This is a genomic window from Streptomyces albiflavescens, from assembly GCF_014645835.1.
Classification (GTDB): Bacteria; Actinomycetota; Actinomycetes; order Streptomycetales; family Streptomycetaceae; genus Streptomyces; species Streptomyces albiflavescens.
The window spans coordinates 96,871-112,371 of sequence record NZ_BMMM01000025.1; the positions used below are offsets into that span (position 1 = coordinate 96,871).

Consider the following 15,501-nt stretch of genomic DNA (forward strand, 5'->3'; position numbering starts at 1 on the left):
TTCCAAGCTCCAACTTGGTAAAACCAAGCAACACCACGAACCGGAGGGCGCAACGCATGGAGTTCCGGCAGTCGAGCAAGCTCAGCGAGGTCTGTTACGAGATCCGCGGCCCGGTGATCGAGCACGCCAACGCGCTGGAGGAGGCGGGCCACAGCGTGCTGCGCCTCAACACCGGCAACCCCGCGCTCTTCGGCTTCGAGGCGCCGGACGAGATCCTCCAGGACATGATCCGGATGTTGCCCCGGGCGCACGGCTACACCGACTCGCGCGGCATCCTCTCCGCCCGCCGGGCCGTCGCCCAGCGCTACCAGGACCGGGGCCTGGAGGTGGGCGTGGACGACGTCTTCCTCGGCAACGGAGTCTCCGAACTGGTGTCGATGGCGGTGCAGGCCCTGGTCGAGGACGGTGACGAAGTCCTCATCCCCGCCCCGGACTTCCCACTCTGGACGGCGGTCACCACCCTCGCCGGCGGCAAGGCGGTGCACTACCTCTGCGACGAACAGTCCGACTGGTACCCGGACCTGGACGACATGGCGGCGAAGATCACGGACCGTACGCGCGCGGTCGTCATCATCAACCCCAACAACCCCACGGGCGCGGTGTATCCGAAGGAGATCGTCGAGGGCATCCTCGACCTCGCACGCCGTCACGGTCTGATGGTGTTCGCGGACGAGATCTACGACCAGATCCTGTACGACGACGCGGTGCACCACTCGGCGGCCGCGCTCGCCCCGGACCTGGTGGTCCTCACGTTCTGCGGCCTGTCGAAGACGTACCGCGTGGCGGGCTTCCGCTCGGGCTGGCTGGTCGTGACCGGCCCGAAGCAGCACGCGCGCAGCTACCTGGAGGGCCTCACCATGCTCGCCTCCATGCGGCTGTGCGCCAACGCGCCCGCCCAGTACGCCATTCAGGCCGCACTCGGCGGCCGCCAGTCCATCCACGAGCTGACCGCGCCCGGCGGCCGCCTCCACGAACAGCGCAACCGTGCCTGGGAGAAGCTCAACGAGATCCCCGGCGTCTCGTGCGTCAAGCCGAAGGGCGCGCTGTACGCGTTCCCGCGCATCGACCCCGAGGTGCACAAGATCCACGACGACGAGAAATTCGTCCTGGACCTCCTCCTCCGCGAGAAGATCCAGGTCGTCCAGGGCACCGGTTTCAACTGGCCGCGCCCCGACCACTTCCGTATCCTCACCCTCCCGCACGCCGACGACCTGGACGCGGCGATCAGCCGGATCGGGCGGTTCCTGAGCGGGTACCGGCAGTAGGGCCACCCGGCCGAGCCGGGGCTGCGCCGGTCGCCCGCCGGTGCCACCGTGCAAGGGGACAGAAAGGGTTCGGCGATGGGTGACCTCCTCCTCGTACGGCACGGAGAGACCGAGTGGTCGTTGTCCGGGCGGCACACCGGGTCGACCGACATCCCGTTGACCGACAAGGGCCGGGAGCAGGCGCGGAGCCTGGCTCCGCTGATCGCACGCCATCACATCGCGGCGGCGTTCGTCAGCCCGATGCAGCGAGCGCGGGAGACGGCACGGCTGGCCGGGGTCGGCGGGGCGCGGGTGGACGCGGATCTGTCGGAGTGGGACTACGGCGGGTACGAAGGGATCACGACCGTCGAGATCCAGCGGAGCAAACCCGACTGGTTCCTGTTCACGGACGGGGTCGCGGCCGGACCGCCCGAGCACCCCGGGGAGAGCCCGGACGAGGTCGGGGCGCGCGCGGAGCGGATGCTGGCCAAGATCGACGCGGCGCTCGCCGAGGCGGAGGGCAGTGTCGTGGTCGTCTCGCACGGGCACTTCCTGCGGGTGCTGACCGCGCGGCGGCTGGGACTGCCCGCCTCGGCCGGCGCCCTGTTCCAGCTCGGCACCGGGACGATGAGCCGGCTGAGCACCGAGCACCGGCGGCATGTGGTGGCCGGGTGGAATGTCAGACCTGACGCGTACTGTTCCCATAAGCCGCTCTCCTCGGCGGGAGAGGGGCCCGACGAGCGCTGAGCGGCGGGACGCGCGCAGGGGAGCACGCGGCGTCGTCACACGATGGGCGGCGGACGGAAGCACGCCGTGACACGACCGGCGGCGGACGGAAGCCCGCCGTGACACGACCGATGGAAGACGGAAACACGCCGTGACCACGACCGGTGGAGGGAGGGAGCCCGCCGTGACACGACCGGTGGAGGGAGGGAGCGCGAGATGACTCGACCGCCGACCGCCGCGCAGCGGCGTGTCATCGAGGCCGCCGATCCCGTGACCGGACGGCTGAAGGGCACGGAGGCCCAGCTCACCGCGCTGGTCAAGCGCGGGCTGGCCTTTCGGCATCCACGGCCGCCGCACGACCATTTTCTGACTCCCGCCGGGCATCGCGTACGGGAGACGCCCGAGCCGGTCGCCGCCGTCGAGGCCCCCGTCGCGGCCGAGGCCGGTGTGTTCGCCGCGCGGATCGGCGGCGAGGAGACGGCCGACACCGGGCCGTCCCGCATACGCGAGGTGCGCAGCGCCTGGGAGGGGCTCCTGGAGCTGCGCCGGATGACCAATCCGGACGGTGCCGTGGAGCGTCCGTGCGGGTGGGAGCGTACGCATCTGGTGCAGGCCGCCGCGCTCGCGCTGGAGGCCGCGGGGCACCGGCCCGCGGGGGCGGAGGGCGGCGGTTACCGGGTGCGGGCGACACCGCAGCCGGAGGCCGTCGCCGTGCGCGAGCCGGATTCCGGGGCGCTGCGTGCCTGCGCGGCCACGCTGGAGAAAGCCGGCTGGCAGGTCGGCGAGCACACGGAGCCGCGCACGGGGGCGCGGTATGTGCTGGCCTCGCCGCGACGGGTGTGAGGAGGGGGGCCGGAATGACGTGCGGTACAAGGGAGTTGGATGGATCAGTCCTGATCGCCGTAGAGATCGCCGCAGAAATGGGGAAGTCGTGGCAGAGCCGTTTTCCGTCGCAGTGACCGTCCGCGGGTACGAGACCGATGTGCAGGGGCACCTCAACCAGAGCGTGTATCTGCAGTACGCAGAGCACGCCCGCTGGTCGCTGCTGCAAGCGGCCGGGATCAGTCAGACCGAGCTGATAGGCAAGGGCGTGGGCCCGGTGGCCCTGGAGACCACCATCCGCTACAAACGGGAGCTGCGCGCCGGGGACGAGGTCGAGGTGACCTGCGACTTCCACTGGGGTGAGGGCAAGAGCTTCCGCATCGAGCAGACGATCCGCAAGACGGACGGCACGGTGTCCGCCGAGATCTCCGCGGTCGGCGGACTGCTCGACCTCAAGGAGCGCAGGCTGGTCGCCGACCCGCGCGAGTACTTCCGGGCACTGGCCACCGATCCGCGGCTGTTCGGGCTCTGAACGTCACGGACGGCGGTGTCCGCGTGGCCGTGACCGTCACGGACGGCGGCCTCTGCGTGGCCGTGGCCGTCACGGACGTGTGTCCTCGGGGCATCGCGGCAGCGTGACGGTCACCGTCAGGCCGCCGTCCTCGCGCGGGCGGGCGACGACCTCCCCGTCGTGGGCGCGGGCGATGGAGCGGACGATGGACAGACCGAGGCCCGCACCCTTGGAGATGACGACGCGCAGTTCCTCGCCCTGTCCCTGCTGCTGTCCGCCCTCGGCGGCGCGGCCGGCGCCCTGCTGGGCCTGGCCGTCACCACCGGGTACGCCCTCTACCAGGGATGGCCGACCGTCGTACCGCCGTGGGCGCTTGCCGGCGGCGTCGCGGCCACCTTGGTGATCGGCGGCCTGGCCGGGCTGTACCCGGCGATCCGCGCGTCACGGCTGTCGCCGACCGAGGCGCTCGCGGCCCCTTGAGGGAACCGGCCTACGCGTCCAGCAACTCCGGCGAGTGCTGGGCGTCGTAGGCCGCGCGCGACTCGGCGATCGTCACACGGTGCCGCTCGGCCCAGTCGGTCAGGGACAGCAGGGTCGCGTGCAACTCCCGGGCCACCGGGGTGAGTTCGTACTCGACCTTCGGCGGCACCGTGGGATGGACGGTCCGCGTGAGAAGTCCGTCGCGTTCCAGATTGCGCAGTGTGAGCGTCAGCATGCGGCGGCTGATTCCCTCCACGCTCCGCTCCAGCTCGGTGAAGCGGATGGGGCCGTGCGCTGCGGCCACGATGATCAGCACGCTCCATTTTCCGGCGACCCTGTCAAGAACTTCACGGACCGGGCACGCCTGCGCGAGCACGGCCTGCGAGGTAACACCGGTGTTCCCCTGGGACATCGAAGTGCCTCCTTATGCCGGTCTCCATGGTCACTCACGATGTACCCCGTTACAAGTCGTGCACCTAGGCACCCTTGAAGAGCACGGAGGTCATCGCCATGCCGTCCCGGAGCGAGTCACCGACACCACGAACGTACTCCCGCTGGGCCTCGCTCGTCGTCCTGTGCGCGGGCACGCTGATGACGATCCTGGACGGGAACATCGTCACGGTCGCGATGCCGGCGATCCAGAGCGATCTCGGTTTCTCGGGACCGGGGCTCGCCTGGGTCGTGAACGCGTATCTGATCCCCTTCGGCGGACTGCTGCTCCTGGTGGGGCGGCTCGGGGACCTGGTCGGCCGCAAGCGGATGTTCGCCGCCGGGCTCGCGGTGTTCACCGCGGCGTCCGTGCTGTGCGGAGTCGCCACCGACCAGGGCACGCTCGTCGCGGCCCGTGCGCTGCAGGGTGTCGGCGGGGCGATGACCTCGGCCGTCGTTCTCGGCATGCTCGTCGCGCTCTTCCCCGAGCCGCGCGAACAGGCCCGTGCCATCGCGGTGTTCAGCGCGGTCGGCGCGGCGGGCGGGGCGCTCGGCACGTTCCTCGGCGGGGCACTGACGCAGACGCTCAACTGGCACTGGATCTTTCTGATCAACCTGCCGATCGGGGTGGTGGCCTGGCTCGCCGCGCTGCGGATTCTCGCCCCGGACAAGGGAGTCGGTCTCGGCAGGGGCGCCGACTACCCCGGCGCGGCCCTGGTCACGGGCGCGCTGATGCTGACGGTGTACGCCATCGTGGGCGCCGGAGACCGGGGCCTCGGCGGCACCCTGACCCTCGCGGCCGTCTCGCTCGTCCTCTTCGGGGCCTTCACCGTGCGGCAGGCGCGTGCCGCCCGCCCACTGCTCCGGCTGCGGCTCTTCCGCTCCCGCGCCCTGACCAGCGCGAACGGCGTCCAGATTTTGATGATCGCGGGGATGTACGGCTTCCAGTACATCGGCGCGCTCTACCTCCAACGCGTCCTGGGCTACAGCGAGTTGCTCACCGGCACGGCGTTCCTGCCGGCGCCGATCGCGATCGGGGTGCTGATGCTCGGCCTGTCGGCACGCACGATCGCCCGCTTCGGCCCGTACCGCGTGCTGCTCGCCGGGCTCGCCCTCATCACCGCGGGCATGGCCCTGCTGAGCCGGGCCCCGGTCGACGGCAGGTACGTCGCCGATGTGCTCCCCCCGCTGCTCCTGCTCGCCGCCGGTTTCGCGGCCGCGATGCCCGCGGTGACCGGGCTCGCCATGTCGGGCGCCCGCGAGGAGGACGCGGGACTGGCTTCCGGGCTCTTCAACACCACCCAGGTGGTGGGCGGTTCACTGGGGCTCGCGGTCCTGACGACACTGGCGGCGAGCCGCACGGAACGGCTGATCGGCGGGGGCGCGCACACCGTGGCGGCGACAGCGGACGGCTACCGGCTGGCGTTCGGTGTGGCCACGGGCATCGCGGCGACGGCCCTGCTGCTGGCGGCCGCGCTCCTGCGACCGGGGCGCCCGGCCTCCACCCCGGCGCCGCAGGCCGGGCGTCAGTCCCGCGCGAACGCCTCCCTGTGATCGCGCGCCCACCGGGCATACGTACGCGGCGCACGGTCCAGCACCTGCCGGACGTCCTCCGTCAGCACCGCGTTCCCGCCCTTGCGGACATACGCCGTGCCCGCCAGGACACCCTCGGCGTAGGTCTCGGACATACCGGCCCGAAGGAACTGCTCGCGGAGCGCGTCCGGGGGTACGTCCGCGGTGGTGACCGGGCGGCCGAGGATCTCGGCGAGGGTGGCGGCCTGGTCCTGGGTGGTGAGGAGTTCGGGTCCGGTCAGGGTGTAGACACGGCCCGTGTGCCCCGGCGCGAGCAGGGCCTCGGCCGCGACCTCCGAGACATCACGCGGGTCGATGACACCCTGTGTGCCGGTCCCGGTCATGTTGGACACCGGGTTGCCGGAGTGGATCGCCTCCGCCCAGCTCAGAGTGTTGGAGGCGAACGACGAGGGGCGCAGGATCGTCCACTCCAACTCGCTTGCCCGGACGGCCTGTTCACCACCGAGGTGCCAGGTGCCGACCGGCCCGAGGGCCGGGTCGCCCGTGCCGATGGCCGAGAGCTTCACGACCCGGCGTACGCCCGCCGCGCGCGCCGCCGCGACCAGCGCCGCGTCGGCGTCCGCGTCGCCGGGTCCCAGGACGCCCACCGCGAAGAGAGCGGACACCCCGGACAGGGCGGCCTCCACGGAGGCGGGCTCGTGATGGTCGCCGCGCACCACCTCGACGCCGGCGGGCACCCGCGCGCGGGCCGGGTCCCGGGTCAGCGCGCGGGCCTTCTCGCCACGCGCCGCGAGCTGTCGTAGAAGTTCACTGCCGATGGTGCCCGTGGCACCGGTCACTAGGATCATGTCTCTCACCGTGCCGAGCCGCTGCCGTCGGTCGCTAGGAAATTCCGGCACGGTTCACGGGCCCGACCGGCGCGACGACGCCTTTACCGTGGAGGGGTGACCACCCGGTATGAGACCGCCGCGCAGGAGACCGCCGACCACGACGCGAAGCCCGGCCCGAACGGCCTCGCCGAGGAGCCCGTGACCGTGCCCGATGCACTGCGGCCATGGTTCACCGACATCGGGTTCACGTCCGTCGACGGGGATCTGCGCGAGCCGTTCGCCCATGTCCCGGACGCGGCGACGAAGGTGGTGGTGCGGGTCGAGGAGAACGGTCGCCGCGACGTCCTGGTCGTCGGCCCCCGCACCCGCGCCTCCTACCACGCGAGCAAGCGGCTGGCGTCCTGTGTGCAGCTGCGCCTCGGACCGGGCGCGGCCCGCCCGCTGCTCGGCGTACCGGCGGTCGACCTCGTCGGCCGGGTGGCACGGCTCGGCGAGTTCCCGGGTGCGGCCGCCCGCCAACTGGCCGACGAGCTCCTTCCGTTGGAGCCCGCGGAGGTGGTCCCGCATATGGCCGGGACGCTGCCCGAGCGGCTCGCGCAGGACGACCCTGCGCGCTCCTCGCTGCTGCGACGGGCGGTCGAGGCGATGTCGACCGACGGGAGCCGTCTCCCCTTGGGTGTAAGGGAGTTGGCGGACCGTCTCGCCGTCAGCGAGCGACAGTTGCGCAACCTCTTCGCGGACGGTGTCGGTGTCTCGCCCAAGCACTACGCCCGCATCGCCCGCGTACGCCACATCCTCACGTACGCCCGCCGGTCCCCGGACACCCCGTGGGCCCAACTGGCCGCCGCCACCGGCTACTACGACCAGTCGCACATGACCGCCGACTTCCGCACGCTGATGGGCGTCCCACCCACGTCGTTCTTCACCGGCCGTCTTCCGGCAGCGCGGCCCTGTCAGGCGTTCGGGTCGGCACCGGTACCTGGTTGAAGCCGTAGTAGATCGCGATCAGGCCGTGGGCGGCCAGGGTCAGCGGGGCCGAGACATACGCCAGGCCGACCGTGGCGGGGTAGGCGAGGGAGCCGAGGGCGAAGCGGACGCGGGTGCGGCGGGCGCCCTCTACGTCGACGCGGGCGTCGAAGAGGTGGCCCGTGCGCGTGAGATGCCACCACAGGGCCTGGAAGGCCAGGGCCATCGCGACCATCACCATGCTGTAGACGGCTGCGGCGACATGGGACGCCTTGTCCTCGCGCAGATACTCCGCGAGCATCGCCGTCGGCCAGGGCACGGCGGCCACGACCATCAGGACGAGCAGGTTCAGGAACATCAGGGTGCGGTCGATCCGGGCGACGTAACTGAAGACCTGGTGGTGGTTGATCCACATGATGCCGATGACCAGGAAGCTGACCACATAGGCGGCGTACGAGGGCCACTGCGCGCCCAGCGCGTGCCACAGGCCGCCGTGCTCACCGATCTCGGGAACCTTGATCTCCAGGATCAACAGCGTGATGGCGATGGCGAACACGCCGTCGCTGAAGGCCTCCACACGGCCCGACTCGTTCATGACGTGCACTCCCCCTCGTGGTCATGACTGTGCGCTCAGACCGTAGCCCAGCATCCGCTTTCCCCGATCACCAACTCGCCCTCGCTGTACGGGTATACGCCACCCGCAATCTCTGGTAGGAAACTTTCCTAACAGTACGCGGCAACGACACACTCCCCTCATCGGAGGTACCGTGCACACCCCCCACACAGGCACTTCACGTCGCACCTTGCTCGCCCTGATCGGAGCTTCGCTGGTGGCAGGTCCGATCATCGCCACCCAGTCCGCGACCGCCGCGCCGGCCGGCCTGGACGACCCGGCGAAGAAGGAGATCGCCATGAAGCTGGTCTCCAGCGCGGAGAACTCCTCGCTGGACTGGAAGGCGCAGTACAAGTACATCGAGGACATCGGCGACGGACGCGGCTACACCGCCGGGATCATCGGCTTCTGTTCCGGCACCCACGACATGCTCGAACTCGTCGAGCTGTACACCCAGCGCAAGCCCGGCAACGTCCTGGCCAAGTACCTGCCCGCGCTGCGCGAGGTCGACGGCAGCGACTCGCACGAGGGCCTGGACCCCGGCTTCCCGGCCGACTGGCGGCGGGCCGCACAGGACTCGGCGTTCCAGCGGGCCCAGAACGACGAGCGCGACCGCGTCTACTTCAACCCGGCCGTACGACAGGGCAAGGCCGACGGCATCGGCGTCCTCGGCCAGTTCACGTATTACGACGCCATCGTGATGCACGGCGACGGCGGCGACAGCACCAGCTTCAGCAGCATCCGCAGGCGGGCGCTGGCCAAGGCACAGCCGCCCTCCCAGGGCGGCGACGAGGTGACATATCTGAACACCTTCCTCGACGCGCGGGTGTGGGCGATGAAGCAGGAGGAGGCCCACTCCGACACCAGCCGGGTCGACACCGAGCAGCGGGTCTTCCTGCGCAAGCGGAATCTGAACCTGGATCCGCCGCTGGACTGGAAGGTGTACGGGGACAGTTACCACATCGGCTGACGATCCCCGGTACGGCGGAGGGCACGGCACGCTCCTGGCGCCGCGCCCTCCGTGTGCCCTGACCGTCAGTGGGCCGGTGCGGCCCTGAGGTCCTCCCCCGCCTCCATGGGATGCGTGACCTCGTCGGCGTCCTGCCCCTTGCCCAGGTGGTTGAAGACGAGGTTGAGGACCACGGCCGCCACGCAGCCCGTGGAGATGCCCGAGTCCAGGACGATCTTCGCCGTCTCGGGGAAGGCGTGGTAGAAGTCCGGCGCGGTGATCGGGATGATGCCGACGGCGAGCGAGACGGCGACGATGAGGACGTTGTTGTCCTTCTCCAGGCCCGCCCGTACGAGGGTCTGGATGCCGCTCGCCGCGACCGAGCCGAAGAGGACGACGCCGGCACCGCCGAGGACGGGTCGCGGGACGACGGCGATGAGCGACGCGGCCATCGGGCACAGGCCCATCAACACCAGAAAGCCGCCACCGGTGGCGACGACGTACCGGCTGCGGATCCGCGTCATCGCGACCAGGCCGATGTTCTGCGCGAAGGCGCTGCACATGAAGCCGTTGAAGAGCGGGCTGATCGCCGAGCCGAGGGTGTCGGCGCGCAGGCCCGCCGCGATGGTCTTCTCGTCGGCGGGGCGCTCGACGATCTCGCCCAACGCGAGCATGTCCGCGGTCGATTCGGTCATCGAGACCACCATCACGACGATCATCGACAGGATTGCGGCGACCTGGAACTGCGGGGCGCCGAAGTGGAACGGGGTCGGGAAGCCGACGACGTCCGCGTCGGCCACCGGGCCGAAGTCCGTCACGCCGAAGGGGATCGCGACGAGCGTGCCGACGACCAGGCCGAGCAGCACGGCGATCTGCTTGACGAAGCCGCGTGTGAAGCGGCGCAGGACGAGCACGATGACGAGCGTCACCGCTGCCAGGCCCAGGTACGTCGTCGAACCGTAGTCGTCGGCCGCGGGGTTGGGGCCCTGCGCCCAGCCGAAGGCGACCGGCAGGAGCGAGACGCCGATGAGCGTGATCACGGAGCCGGTGACGACGGGCGGGAAGAAGCGGACGGCCTTGCTGAAGAAGGGCGCGGCTATGAAACCGAGGACGCCCGCGACGATGACCGCGCCGAAGATGATCGGCAGGGCATCGCTCTTGTCCTTGGCGGAGGCGACGACCGCGGTCATGGGCGCGACGCCCGCGAACGTGACGCCGTTGACGAACGGCAGCCTGGCTCCGATCTTCCAGAAGCCCAGGGTCTGCAGGAAGGTGGCGAGGCCCGCGGTGAACAGGCAGGCGCCGGTGAGGAAGGTCAGTTCGGTTCCGGAGAGTCCGACGGCGGCGCCGACGATCAGCGGCGGGGCGACGACTCCCGCGTACATGGCGGCGACGTGCTGCAGACCGCTGGTCGCCATCTTCAGGGCGGGGAGTTTCTCGTCAACTGGGTGCTTGGACAGGCCAGTTGGCTGTGCATCGGTGCTGGGCTCGGGCTGGGCGGCCACGGCGGCTCCTCCGGTCGGTTACACGTCGGCGTTGACGCGGGGGTCAGGGAGGTGATGCGCGGTCGTGCGGGACCGGGACGATGACCGTCACGGAGACGGGAGTCTCTGCGACGGAGACCGTTCCGGGGCGCGCACGTCCATGCGCGCCCCGGATACGGCCGCCATGGACCCCGCTCGGGTCCACGGCTACCGGCCGAGGGCCGTCCCCCTCAGCCGGAGATCTCCAGTTGTTCGAAACCTGCCCTGGCCCCGGACGGGGTCAGGACGGGCTCTCAGGCCTGCGCGGCGATCTGCGCCAGGCGCTGCGCCTCTTCCCGCGTGGAGCGGGCGATGGCGTCCTCGTCGACGTGCAGCAGGCGGCTGTCCTCGACGACCGGCTTGCCGTTGACGAGCGAGAGGGTGACCGGCGCGGCTGCGCCGAAGACGAGCGCCGTCACCGGGTCGGCGATCGAGGCGTGCGCCAGGGTGTCGAGCTTCCACAGCACGAGGTCGGCGAGCTTGCCCGCCTCCAGGGAGCCGATCTGCGTGGCGCGGCCCAGGACCTGGGCGCCGCCGTACGTCCCGAGGCGCAGCGCCTGACGGGCGTTCAGCGCGGCCTCGCGGTGGGCGCCGAGGCGGTTGATGAGCAGGGCGTTGCGCAGCTCGGTGTGCAGCTCGCCCGACTCGTTCGAGGCGGTGCCGTCGACGCCGAGGCCGACCGGGACGCCGGCCGCCAGCATGTCGGGGACGCGGGCGATACCGGCCGCCAGACGGGCGTTGGACGAAGGACAGTGGGCCACACCCGTCTTCGTACGGGCGAAGGCGGCGATGTCGGAGTCGTTCATGTGGACGCAGTGCGCCATCCACACGTCCTCGCCGAGCCAGCCGGTCGACTCGAAGTACTCGGTCGGGCCCATGCCGAACAGTTCCTTGCAGAACTGCTCCTCCTCCACGGTCTCCGAGCCGTGCGTGTGCAGCCGTACGCCCTTGCGGCGGGCCAGCTCGGCGCCCTCCTTCATCAGCTCGGTCGACACGGAGAAGGGCGAGCAGGGGGCCACGGCCACCTGGGTCATGGCGTCGAAGGACGCGTCGTGGTGCGCGTCGACGGTCGCCTCGGTGGCGGCGAGAGCGCCTTCGAGGGTCTCGACGGCGAAGTCCGGCGGCAGTCCGCCGTCCTTCTCGCTGCGGTCCATGGAGCCGCGGGCGAGGGTGAAGCGGACGCCCGTCTCGCGTGCGGCCCGGATGATGGCGCCGGACAGGTCGCCGGAGCCCTTCGGGAAGACGTAGTGGTGGTCCATGGCGGTGGTGACACCACCGCGGGCCATCATGGCCAGCGACCCCTGCGCGGCGGAGTACGCCATCTGCTCGTCGATGCGCGCCCAGGTCGGGTAGAGCGCGACGAGCCAGTTGAAGAGGTTGTGGTCCGTGGCCAGGCCGCGGGTGATCCACTGGTAGAAGTGGTGGTGGGTGTTGACCAGACCCGGGGTCGCCAGGTGGCCGGTGCCGTCGATGCGGCGGACCACGTTCTCCAGGTTGTCGGGGGCGTTTCCGGCTCCCACCGACTCGATCTTGTTGTCGGCGACGACGATGTAGCCCGAGGCGTACTCGGTGTCGCCCGCGTCCACGGTCGCGATGGCGCAGTTCTCGATCACGATGCGCGAAGCTGCCACGGCGGTTCCTCGTTCTTCCCATTGGTGGACGGACCCGGGGGTCGAGCGGGGTGACGACCGGATCCGTGGTGCTGTTGTTGCGCAGATGCCCCCGCTCTCCCCTGGGACTTGACGCCGGCGCACGCGTCGGGGGTGGAGCAGCAGTACTGCCAGGGCAGTACTACAGGTTGGTGAGGTCCACCGGAATGTGCGGCTCGCAGCCGTCGCGCAGGATGGTGGCCTCGATGAGGCCATACGGACGGTCGGCCGCGAAGTAGACCTCATTGTCGTTCTCGAGCCCGAACGGCTTCAGGTCCACCAGGAAGTGGTGCTTGTTCGGGAGCGAGAAGCGGACCTCGTCGATCTCGCTGCGGTTGTTGATGATCCGCGAACCCATTTGGTAGAGGGTCTGCTGCAGCGACAGGGAGTAGGTCTCCGCGAAGGCCTGGAGCATGTGCTTCTTGACCTGGCCGTAGGACTTCTCCCAGTTCGGCATCTTCTGCTCGTCGCCGGTCCAGTTGAAGCGCCAGCGGCCGGAGACCTGGGTGGCCAGGATGCGGTCGTACGCCTCCTGGAGCGTCGTGTACTTGTCCTTGATGTAACCCCAGAACTCGGCGTTCGTCGAGTTCATCACGACGAGGTCCTTCAGCCCGGAGATGACCTCCCACTTCTCACCGTCGAAGGTGATCTGGGTGAGCCGGGTCTCCTGGCCCTTGCGGACGAAGGAGTGCTTGACCGCGTCCGCGCCGATGAACTTGGAGTTGGCGTCCGAGGTCTCGATGCGCTCCCAGGCGTACTCCTCGATGCGGATGCGCGCCGTCTTGATCGGCTCCTGCGAGGTGACGAAGTGCCGTGCGAGGTGGATGCCGAACTGCTCGGCGGACTCGATGCCGTACTCCTTGGCGAAGGCGTACACCGTGTTCTTCGTGGTGTCCGTCGGCAGGACGTTCGCGTTGGAGCCCGAGTAGTGGACCTCCTCCATGTCGCCGCTCAGCGCGACGGACACGTTCAGGTCCTTGATGTGGTGCGTGTCGCCGTCGCGGGTGATCTTGACGACGCGGTTCTCGGCCTTGCCGTACTGGTTCTGTCCCAGAATCGTGGGCATGTCTGCTAGCTCCCTCGGTAAACGGAGTAGCCGAACGGGTTGAGCAGCAGCGGTACGTGATAGTGCTCGCCCGGCTTCACGGCGAAGGTGATCGCCACTTCCGGGAAGAACGCTCCGGTCGCACCGCTGTCCCGATTCGCGGGGGCGTCCTGCTGCGCATCGGCTTGCTTTTTTTCTGAATCCGACTCGAAATACCGCTCGACGGCGAAGTCGAGCCGTACGTGGGTCGTCCCCTCCGGCAGCGCCGGAAGGTCCTTGCACCGGCCGTCCGCGTCGGTCGCGGAGCCGCCGAGCGCCTGCCACCGCGCGTCACGGCCGCTGCGGGCCGCGAGCTGGATGGCGACGCCCTCGGCGGGGCGGCCGACGCTGGTGTCCAGGATGTGGGTGGACACGGAGGCGGTGGTGTCGGTGCTCATGCCTCTTCTTCCTCTACGAGATTGCCGAGGCGGATGCGGTTGATCTTGCCCAGCTCGGAGCGGACGATCTCGCGCTCCTGCTCGGGCGAGTTGCCGATCCGCTCCTTGACCGCGTCGCGCATCTGCTCGCCGGTCCGACCGGTGGCGCAGATGAGGAAGACGTGGCCGAACTTCTCCTGGTAGGCCAGGTTCAGTTCGAGCATCTCCTCCTTGAGCTCCTCGGAGGCGCCGGCCATGCCGCGCTGCTCCCGGGAGGAGGTCGGGTCCCCGGGCTTCGGCCGCCCGATCGGCGGGTGCCCGGCCATCGCCTCCTCCAGGTCCGCGGTGGTCAGTTCGGCCATGGCGGCGTCGCTCGCGGTGAAGAGATCGTCGACGCCGGCGAAGGGGCGGCGGGCGAGCAGTTCACTCCCCCACGCGGATGAGGCGCACGCCTCGTGGAGCGCGGCGGCGGCCGCGTGCTCCTCCAGGGCGTTGAACCGGGCGAGGCCGCCAGGTGTCGTACTCGAAGTCACGGGAAGCCTCCGTGGCCTTGTGCTGGACGGGCTGCGGATAGCTAACGCCCTGGAAAACACCACGTCAACACTTTGTTGAAAACTTCGGGTAACAAAAACCGCCGTCCGGACAGTCCGGACGGCGGCGGGCGGGGCGGTCGGCCTCAGTCACCCTTCGCGGCGTTTTCCCTGTTCAGGTAGTTGTAGACGGTGAAGCGGCTCACGCCGAGGGCACTCGCCACGGTCTCCACGCCGTGCCGCACGGAGAAGGCTCCACGCGCTTCCAGTATGCGCACGACCTCCTGCTTGGCCTTGCGGTCGAGGTCGGCCAGCGGCTTGCCCTGCTTGCGCTCCAGAGCGGCCAGGATGTGGTCGAGGGAGTCCGCGAGCTGGGGCAGGCGTACGGCGACCACGTCCGCGCCTTCCCAGGACAGCACGACGTCGTCGACGCCGGCCTGGTCGGGCGGCAGCATCTGGGCCCCCATGGCGTCGACCAGCGGCTTGACCGCCGTGACGAAGGGGTCGTCCCCGAAAGCGGTCACCGCTCCCCCTCCTCAACCACGTTGAGCTGAAGGGAGACCCGGGTGGCTCCTGCCTCCAAGGTCTTGCGCAGCAGCGCGTCGACCGCGGTGAGGACCGCGTCCGCGCCACCCTCCGCGGTGTTGCCGAACGGGCCGACGTCCACGGCGTCCAGCTCCGCCGCCTCGATGACCTCGCGGGCGACCAGCGCGTGCGGGGGCGCCTCCTCAAGGTCGAAGGGTTCGGTCGTGAACTCCACTCTCAATCGCACTGTGCCCCCATGGCATTGGCTCTGACCTGCGTGTTCTCTCAGCCTTCGGCCGAGCGGGCACATCCCCCGACCGGGCACGTCGTCGCAGCGTTGGTGTACCCGATCGCACCGACACGACCTTAACGGACTCCTCGCGGCGATCAGTGGGATCCAGGACGGCTCACTGTCGCCGAAGGAGCCTGGATCGCGTCAGTGTCATGTCCCGATCATGCCGTATCCCGCCCGGAGAAGTGCCGCCTGCGGAGTGGGGCCACAGACACCACAGAGAGTGCGACGCAGCCCACCCAGGGGGCGCGCCCGCCGGCCCCGCCGCTTCGAGTCCGGCCCGCGCGAGCCGGTTCCCCCCGGACCCCCTCTTGACAACCCCCGACACACGACGGCAATCTTCCATTACGCAGAAACGAACTTCCGCAATACGGAACACGCCGGATCTCGAACCGGACCTCCGTACCGATCTCGAAAC

At 69.9% G+C, this 15,501-nt stretch carries 17 protein-coding genes and 2 pseudogenes; 8 read left to right on the plus strand and 11 right to left on the minus strand.

From position 1 onward, the window contains the following. Positions 1-56 precede the first annotated feature (56 nt). From IEY95_RS43365 to IEY95_RS43380, 4 genes are all read left to right on the plus strand, one after another. Complete coding sequence (locus IEY95_RS43365; protein ID WP_189191783.1) at positions 57-1,265, plus strand: pyridoxal phosphate-dependent aminotransferase; 1,209 nt, start codon at positions 57-59, stop codon at positions 1,263-1,265. Between the two features lie 75 nt (positions 1,266-1,340). After that, positions 1,341-1,991, plus strand: a complete 651-nt coding sequence (locus IEY95_RS43370) for a histidine phosphatase family protein (RefSeq protein ID WP_189191784.1) — start codon at positions 1,341-1,343, stop codon at positions 1,989-1,991. 195 nt (positions 1,992-2,186) lie between these two features. After that, the gene (locus tag IEY95_RS43375; RefSeq protein ID WP_189191785.1) at positions 2,187-2,813 is read left to right on the plus strand and encodes a hypothetical protein; all 627 of its coding nucleotides are present in this window, start codon (positions 2,187-2,189) and stop codon (positions 2,811-2,813) included. Between the two features lie 88 nt (positions 2,814-2,901). Beyond that, positions 2,902-3,324 (plus strand): acyl-CoA thioesterase, encoded by a 423-nt coding sequence (locus tag IEY95_RS43380; RefSeq protein WP_189191786.1) that lies wholly within the window; start codon positions 2,902-2,904, stop codon positions 3,322-3,324. Positions 3,325-3,393: 69 nt separating this feature from the next. On the opposite strand, the pseudogene IEY95_RS49800 reads toward IEY95_RS43380, so the two are convergent. After that, positions 3,394-3,534: pseudogene (locus IEY95_RS49800) on the minus strand (ATP-binding protein); the annotation flags it as partial. A gap of 9 nt (positions 3,535-3,543) precedes the next feature. Here IEY95_RS49800 and IEY95_RS43385 point away from each other — a divergent pair. Continuing rightward, a pseudogene (locus IEY95_RS43385) lies at positions 3,544-3,783 on the plus strand (ABC transporter permease); the annotation flags it as partial. 10 nt (positions 3,784-3,793) lie between these two features. Here IEY95_RS43385 and IEY95_RS43390 read toward each other — a convergent pair. Next, complete coding sequence (locus IEY95_RS43390) at positions 3,794-4,195, minus strand: winged helix-turn-helix transcriptional regulator (protein ID WP_189191787.1); 402 nt, start codon at positions 4,193-4,195, stop codon at positions 3,794-3,796. Positions 4,196-4,293: 98 nt separating this feature from the next. Here IEY95_RS43390 and IEY95_RS43395 point away from each other — a divergent pair, with 98 nt between their 5' ends. Further along, complete coding sequence (locus IEY95_RS43395; protein ID WP_189191835.1) at positions 4,294-5,766, plus strand: MFS transporter; 1,473 nt, start codon at positions 4,294-4,296, stop codon at positions 5,764-5,766. Here IEY95_RS43395 and IEY95_RS43400 read toward each other — a convergent pair. Continuing rightward, positions 5,739-6,593: an NAD(P)H-binding protein gene (locus tag IEY95_RS43400; RefSeq protein WP_373294667.1), complete on the minus strand. Its 855-nt coding sequence runs from the start codon at positions 6,591-6,593 to the stop codon at positions 5,739-5,741. The genes IEY95_RS43395 and IEY95_RS43400 overlap by 28 nt on opposite strands. Positions 6,594-6,689: 96 nt before the next feature. Between IEY95_RS43400 and IEY95_RS43405 the strand changes: the two genes are divergently transcribed. After that, positions 6,690-7,562, plus strand: coding sequence for an AraC family transcriptional regulator (locus IEY95_RS43405; RefSeq protein WP_229703765.1), 873 nt, complete (start codon positions 6,690-6,692; stop codon positions 7,560-7,562). Here IEY95_RS43405 and IEY95_RS43410 read toward each other — a convergent pair. Beyond that, positions 7,498-8,136, minus strand: coding sequence for a TMEM175 family protein (locus tag IEY95_RS43410; RefSeq protein WP_189191789.1), 639 nt, complete (start codon positions 8,134-8,136; stop codon positions 7,498-7,500). The two genes, IEY95_RS43405 and IEY95_RS43410, sit on opposite strands and share 65 nt — an antisense overlap. A gap of 172 nt (positions 8,137-8,308) precedes the next feature. On the opposite strand from IEY95_RS43410, the gene IEY95_RS43415 reads away from it, so the two are divergent. Beyond that, complete coding sequence (locus IEY95_RS43415) at positions 8,309-9,124, plus strand: chitosanase (protein WP_189191790.1); 816 nt, start codon at positions 8,309-8,311, stop codon at positions 9,122-9,124. Positions 9,125-9,189: 65 nt separating this feature from the next. On the opposite strand, the gene IEY95_RS43420 is transcribed toward IEY95_RS43415, so the two are convergent. From IEY95_RS43420 to IEY95_RS43450, 7 genes are all read right to left on the minus strand, one after another. Further along, on the minus strand, positions 9,190-10,563 hold the full coding sequence (locus IEY95_RS43420) for a nucleobase:cation symporter-2 family protein (RefSeq protein WP_189191837.1): 1,374 nt from the start codon (positions 10,561-10,563) through the stop codon (positions 9,190-9,192). A gap of 317 nt (positions 10,564-10,880) precedes the next feature. Next, complete coding sequence (locus IEY95_RS43425) at positions 10,881-12,257, minus strand: 8-oxoguanine deaminase (RefSeq protein WP_189191791.1); 1,377 nt, start codon at positions 12,255-12,257, stop codon at positions 10,881-10,883. Between the two features lie 160 nt (positions 12,258-12,417). Next, positions 12,418-13,341, minus strand: coding sequence for a factor-independent urate hydroxylase (gene pucL / locus IEY95_RS43430; protein ID WP_189191792.1), 924 nt, complete (start codon positions 13,339-13,341; stop codon positions 12,418-12,420). A 5-nt stretch (positions 13,342-13,346) separates the two neighbouring features. Next, positions 13,347-13,757 (minus strand): hydroxyisourate hydrolase, encoded by a 411-nt coding sequence (gene uraH, locus IEY95_RS43435; RefSeq protein WP_189191793.1) that lies wholly within the window; start codon positions 13,755-13,757, stop codon positions 13,347-13,349. Further along, a complete protein-coding gene (gene uraD / locus IEY95_RS43440; RefSeq protein WP_189191794.1) occupies positions 13,754-14,269 on the minus strand; it encodes a 2-oxo-4-hydroxy-4-carboxy-5-ureidoimidazoline decarboxylase in 516 nt (171 codons plus the stop codon). Before uraD ends, uraH begins: the two co-directional genes overlap by 4 nt. A 143-nt stretch (positions 14,270-14,412) precedes the next feature. Next, the gene (locus tag IEY95_RS43445; protein WP_189191795.1) at positions 14,413-14,790 is read right to left on the minus strand and encodes a helix-turn-helix domain-containing protein; all 378 of its coding nucleotides are present in this window, start codon (positions 14,788-14,790) and stop codon (positions 14,413-14,415) included. Next, complete coding sequence (locus IEY95_RS43450; protein ID WP_189191796.1) at positions 14,787-15,038, minus strand: YkoF family thiamine-binding protein; 252 nt, start codon at positions 15,036-15,038, stop codon at positions 14,787-14,789. The genes IEY95_RS43445 and IEY95_RS43450 overlap by 4 nt, the downstream gene beginning before the upstream one ends. Positions 15,039-15,501 lie beyond the last annotated feature (463 nt).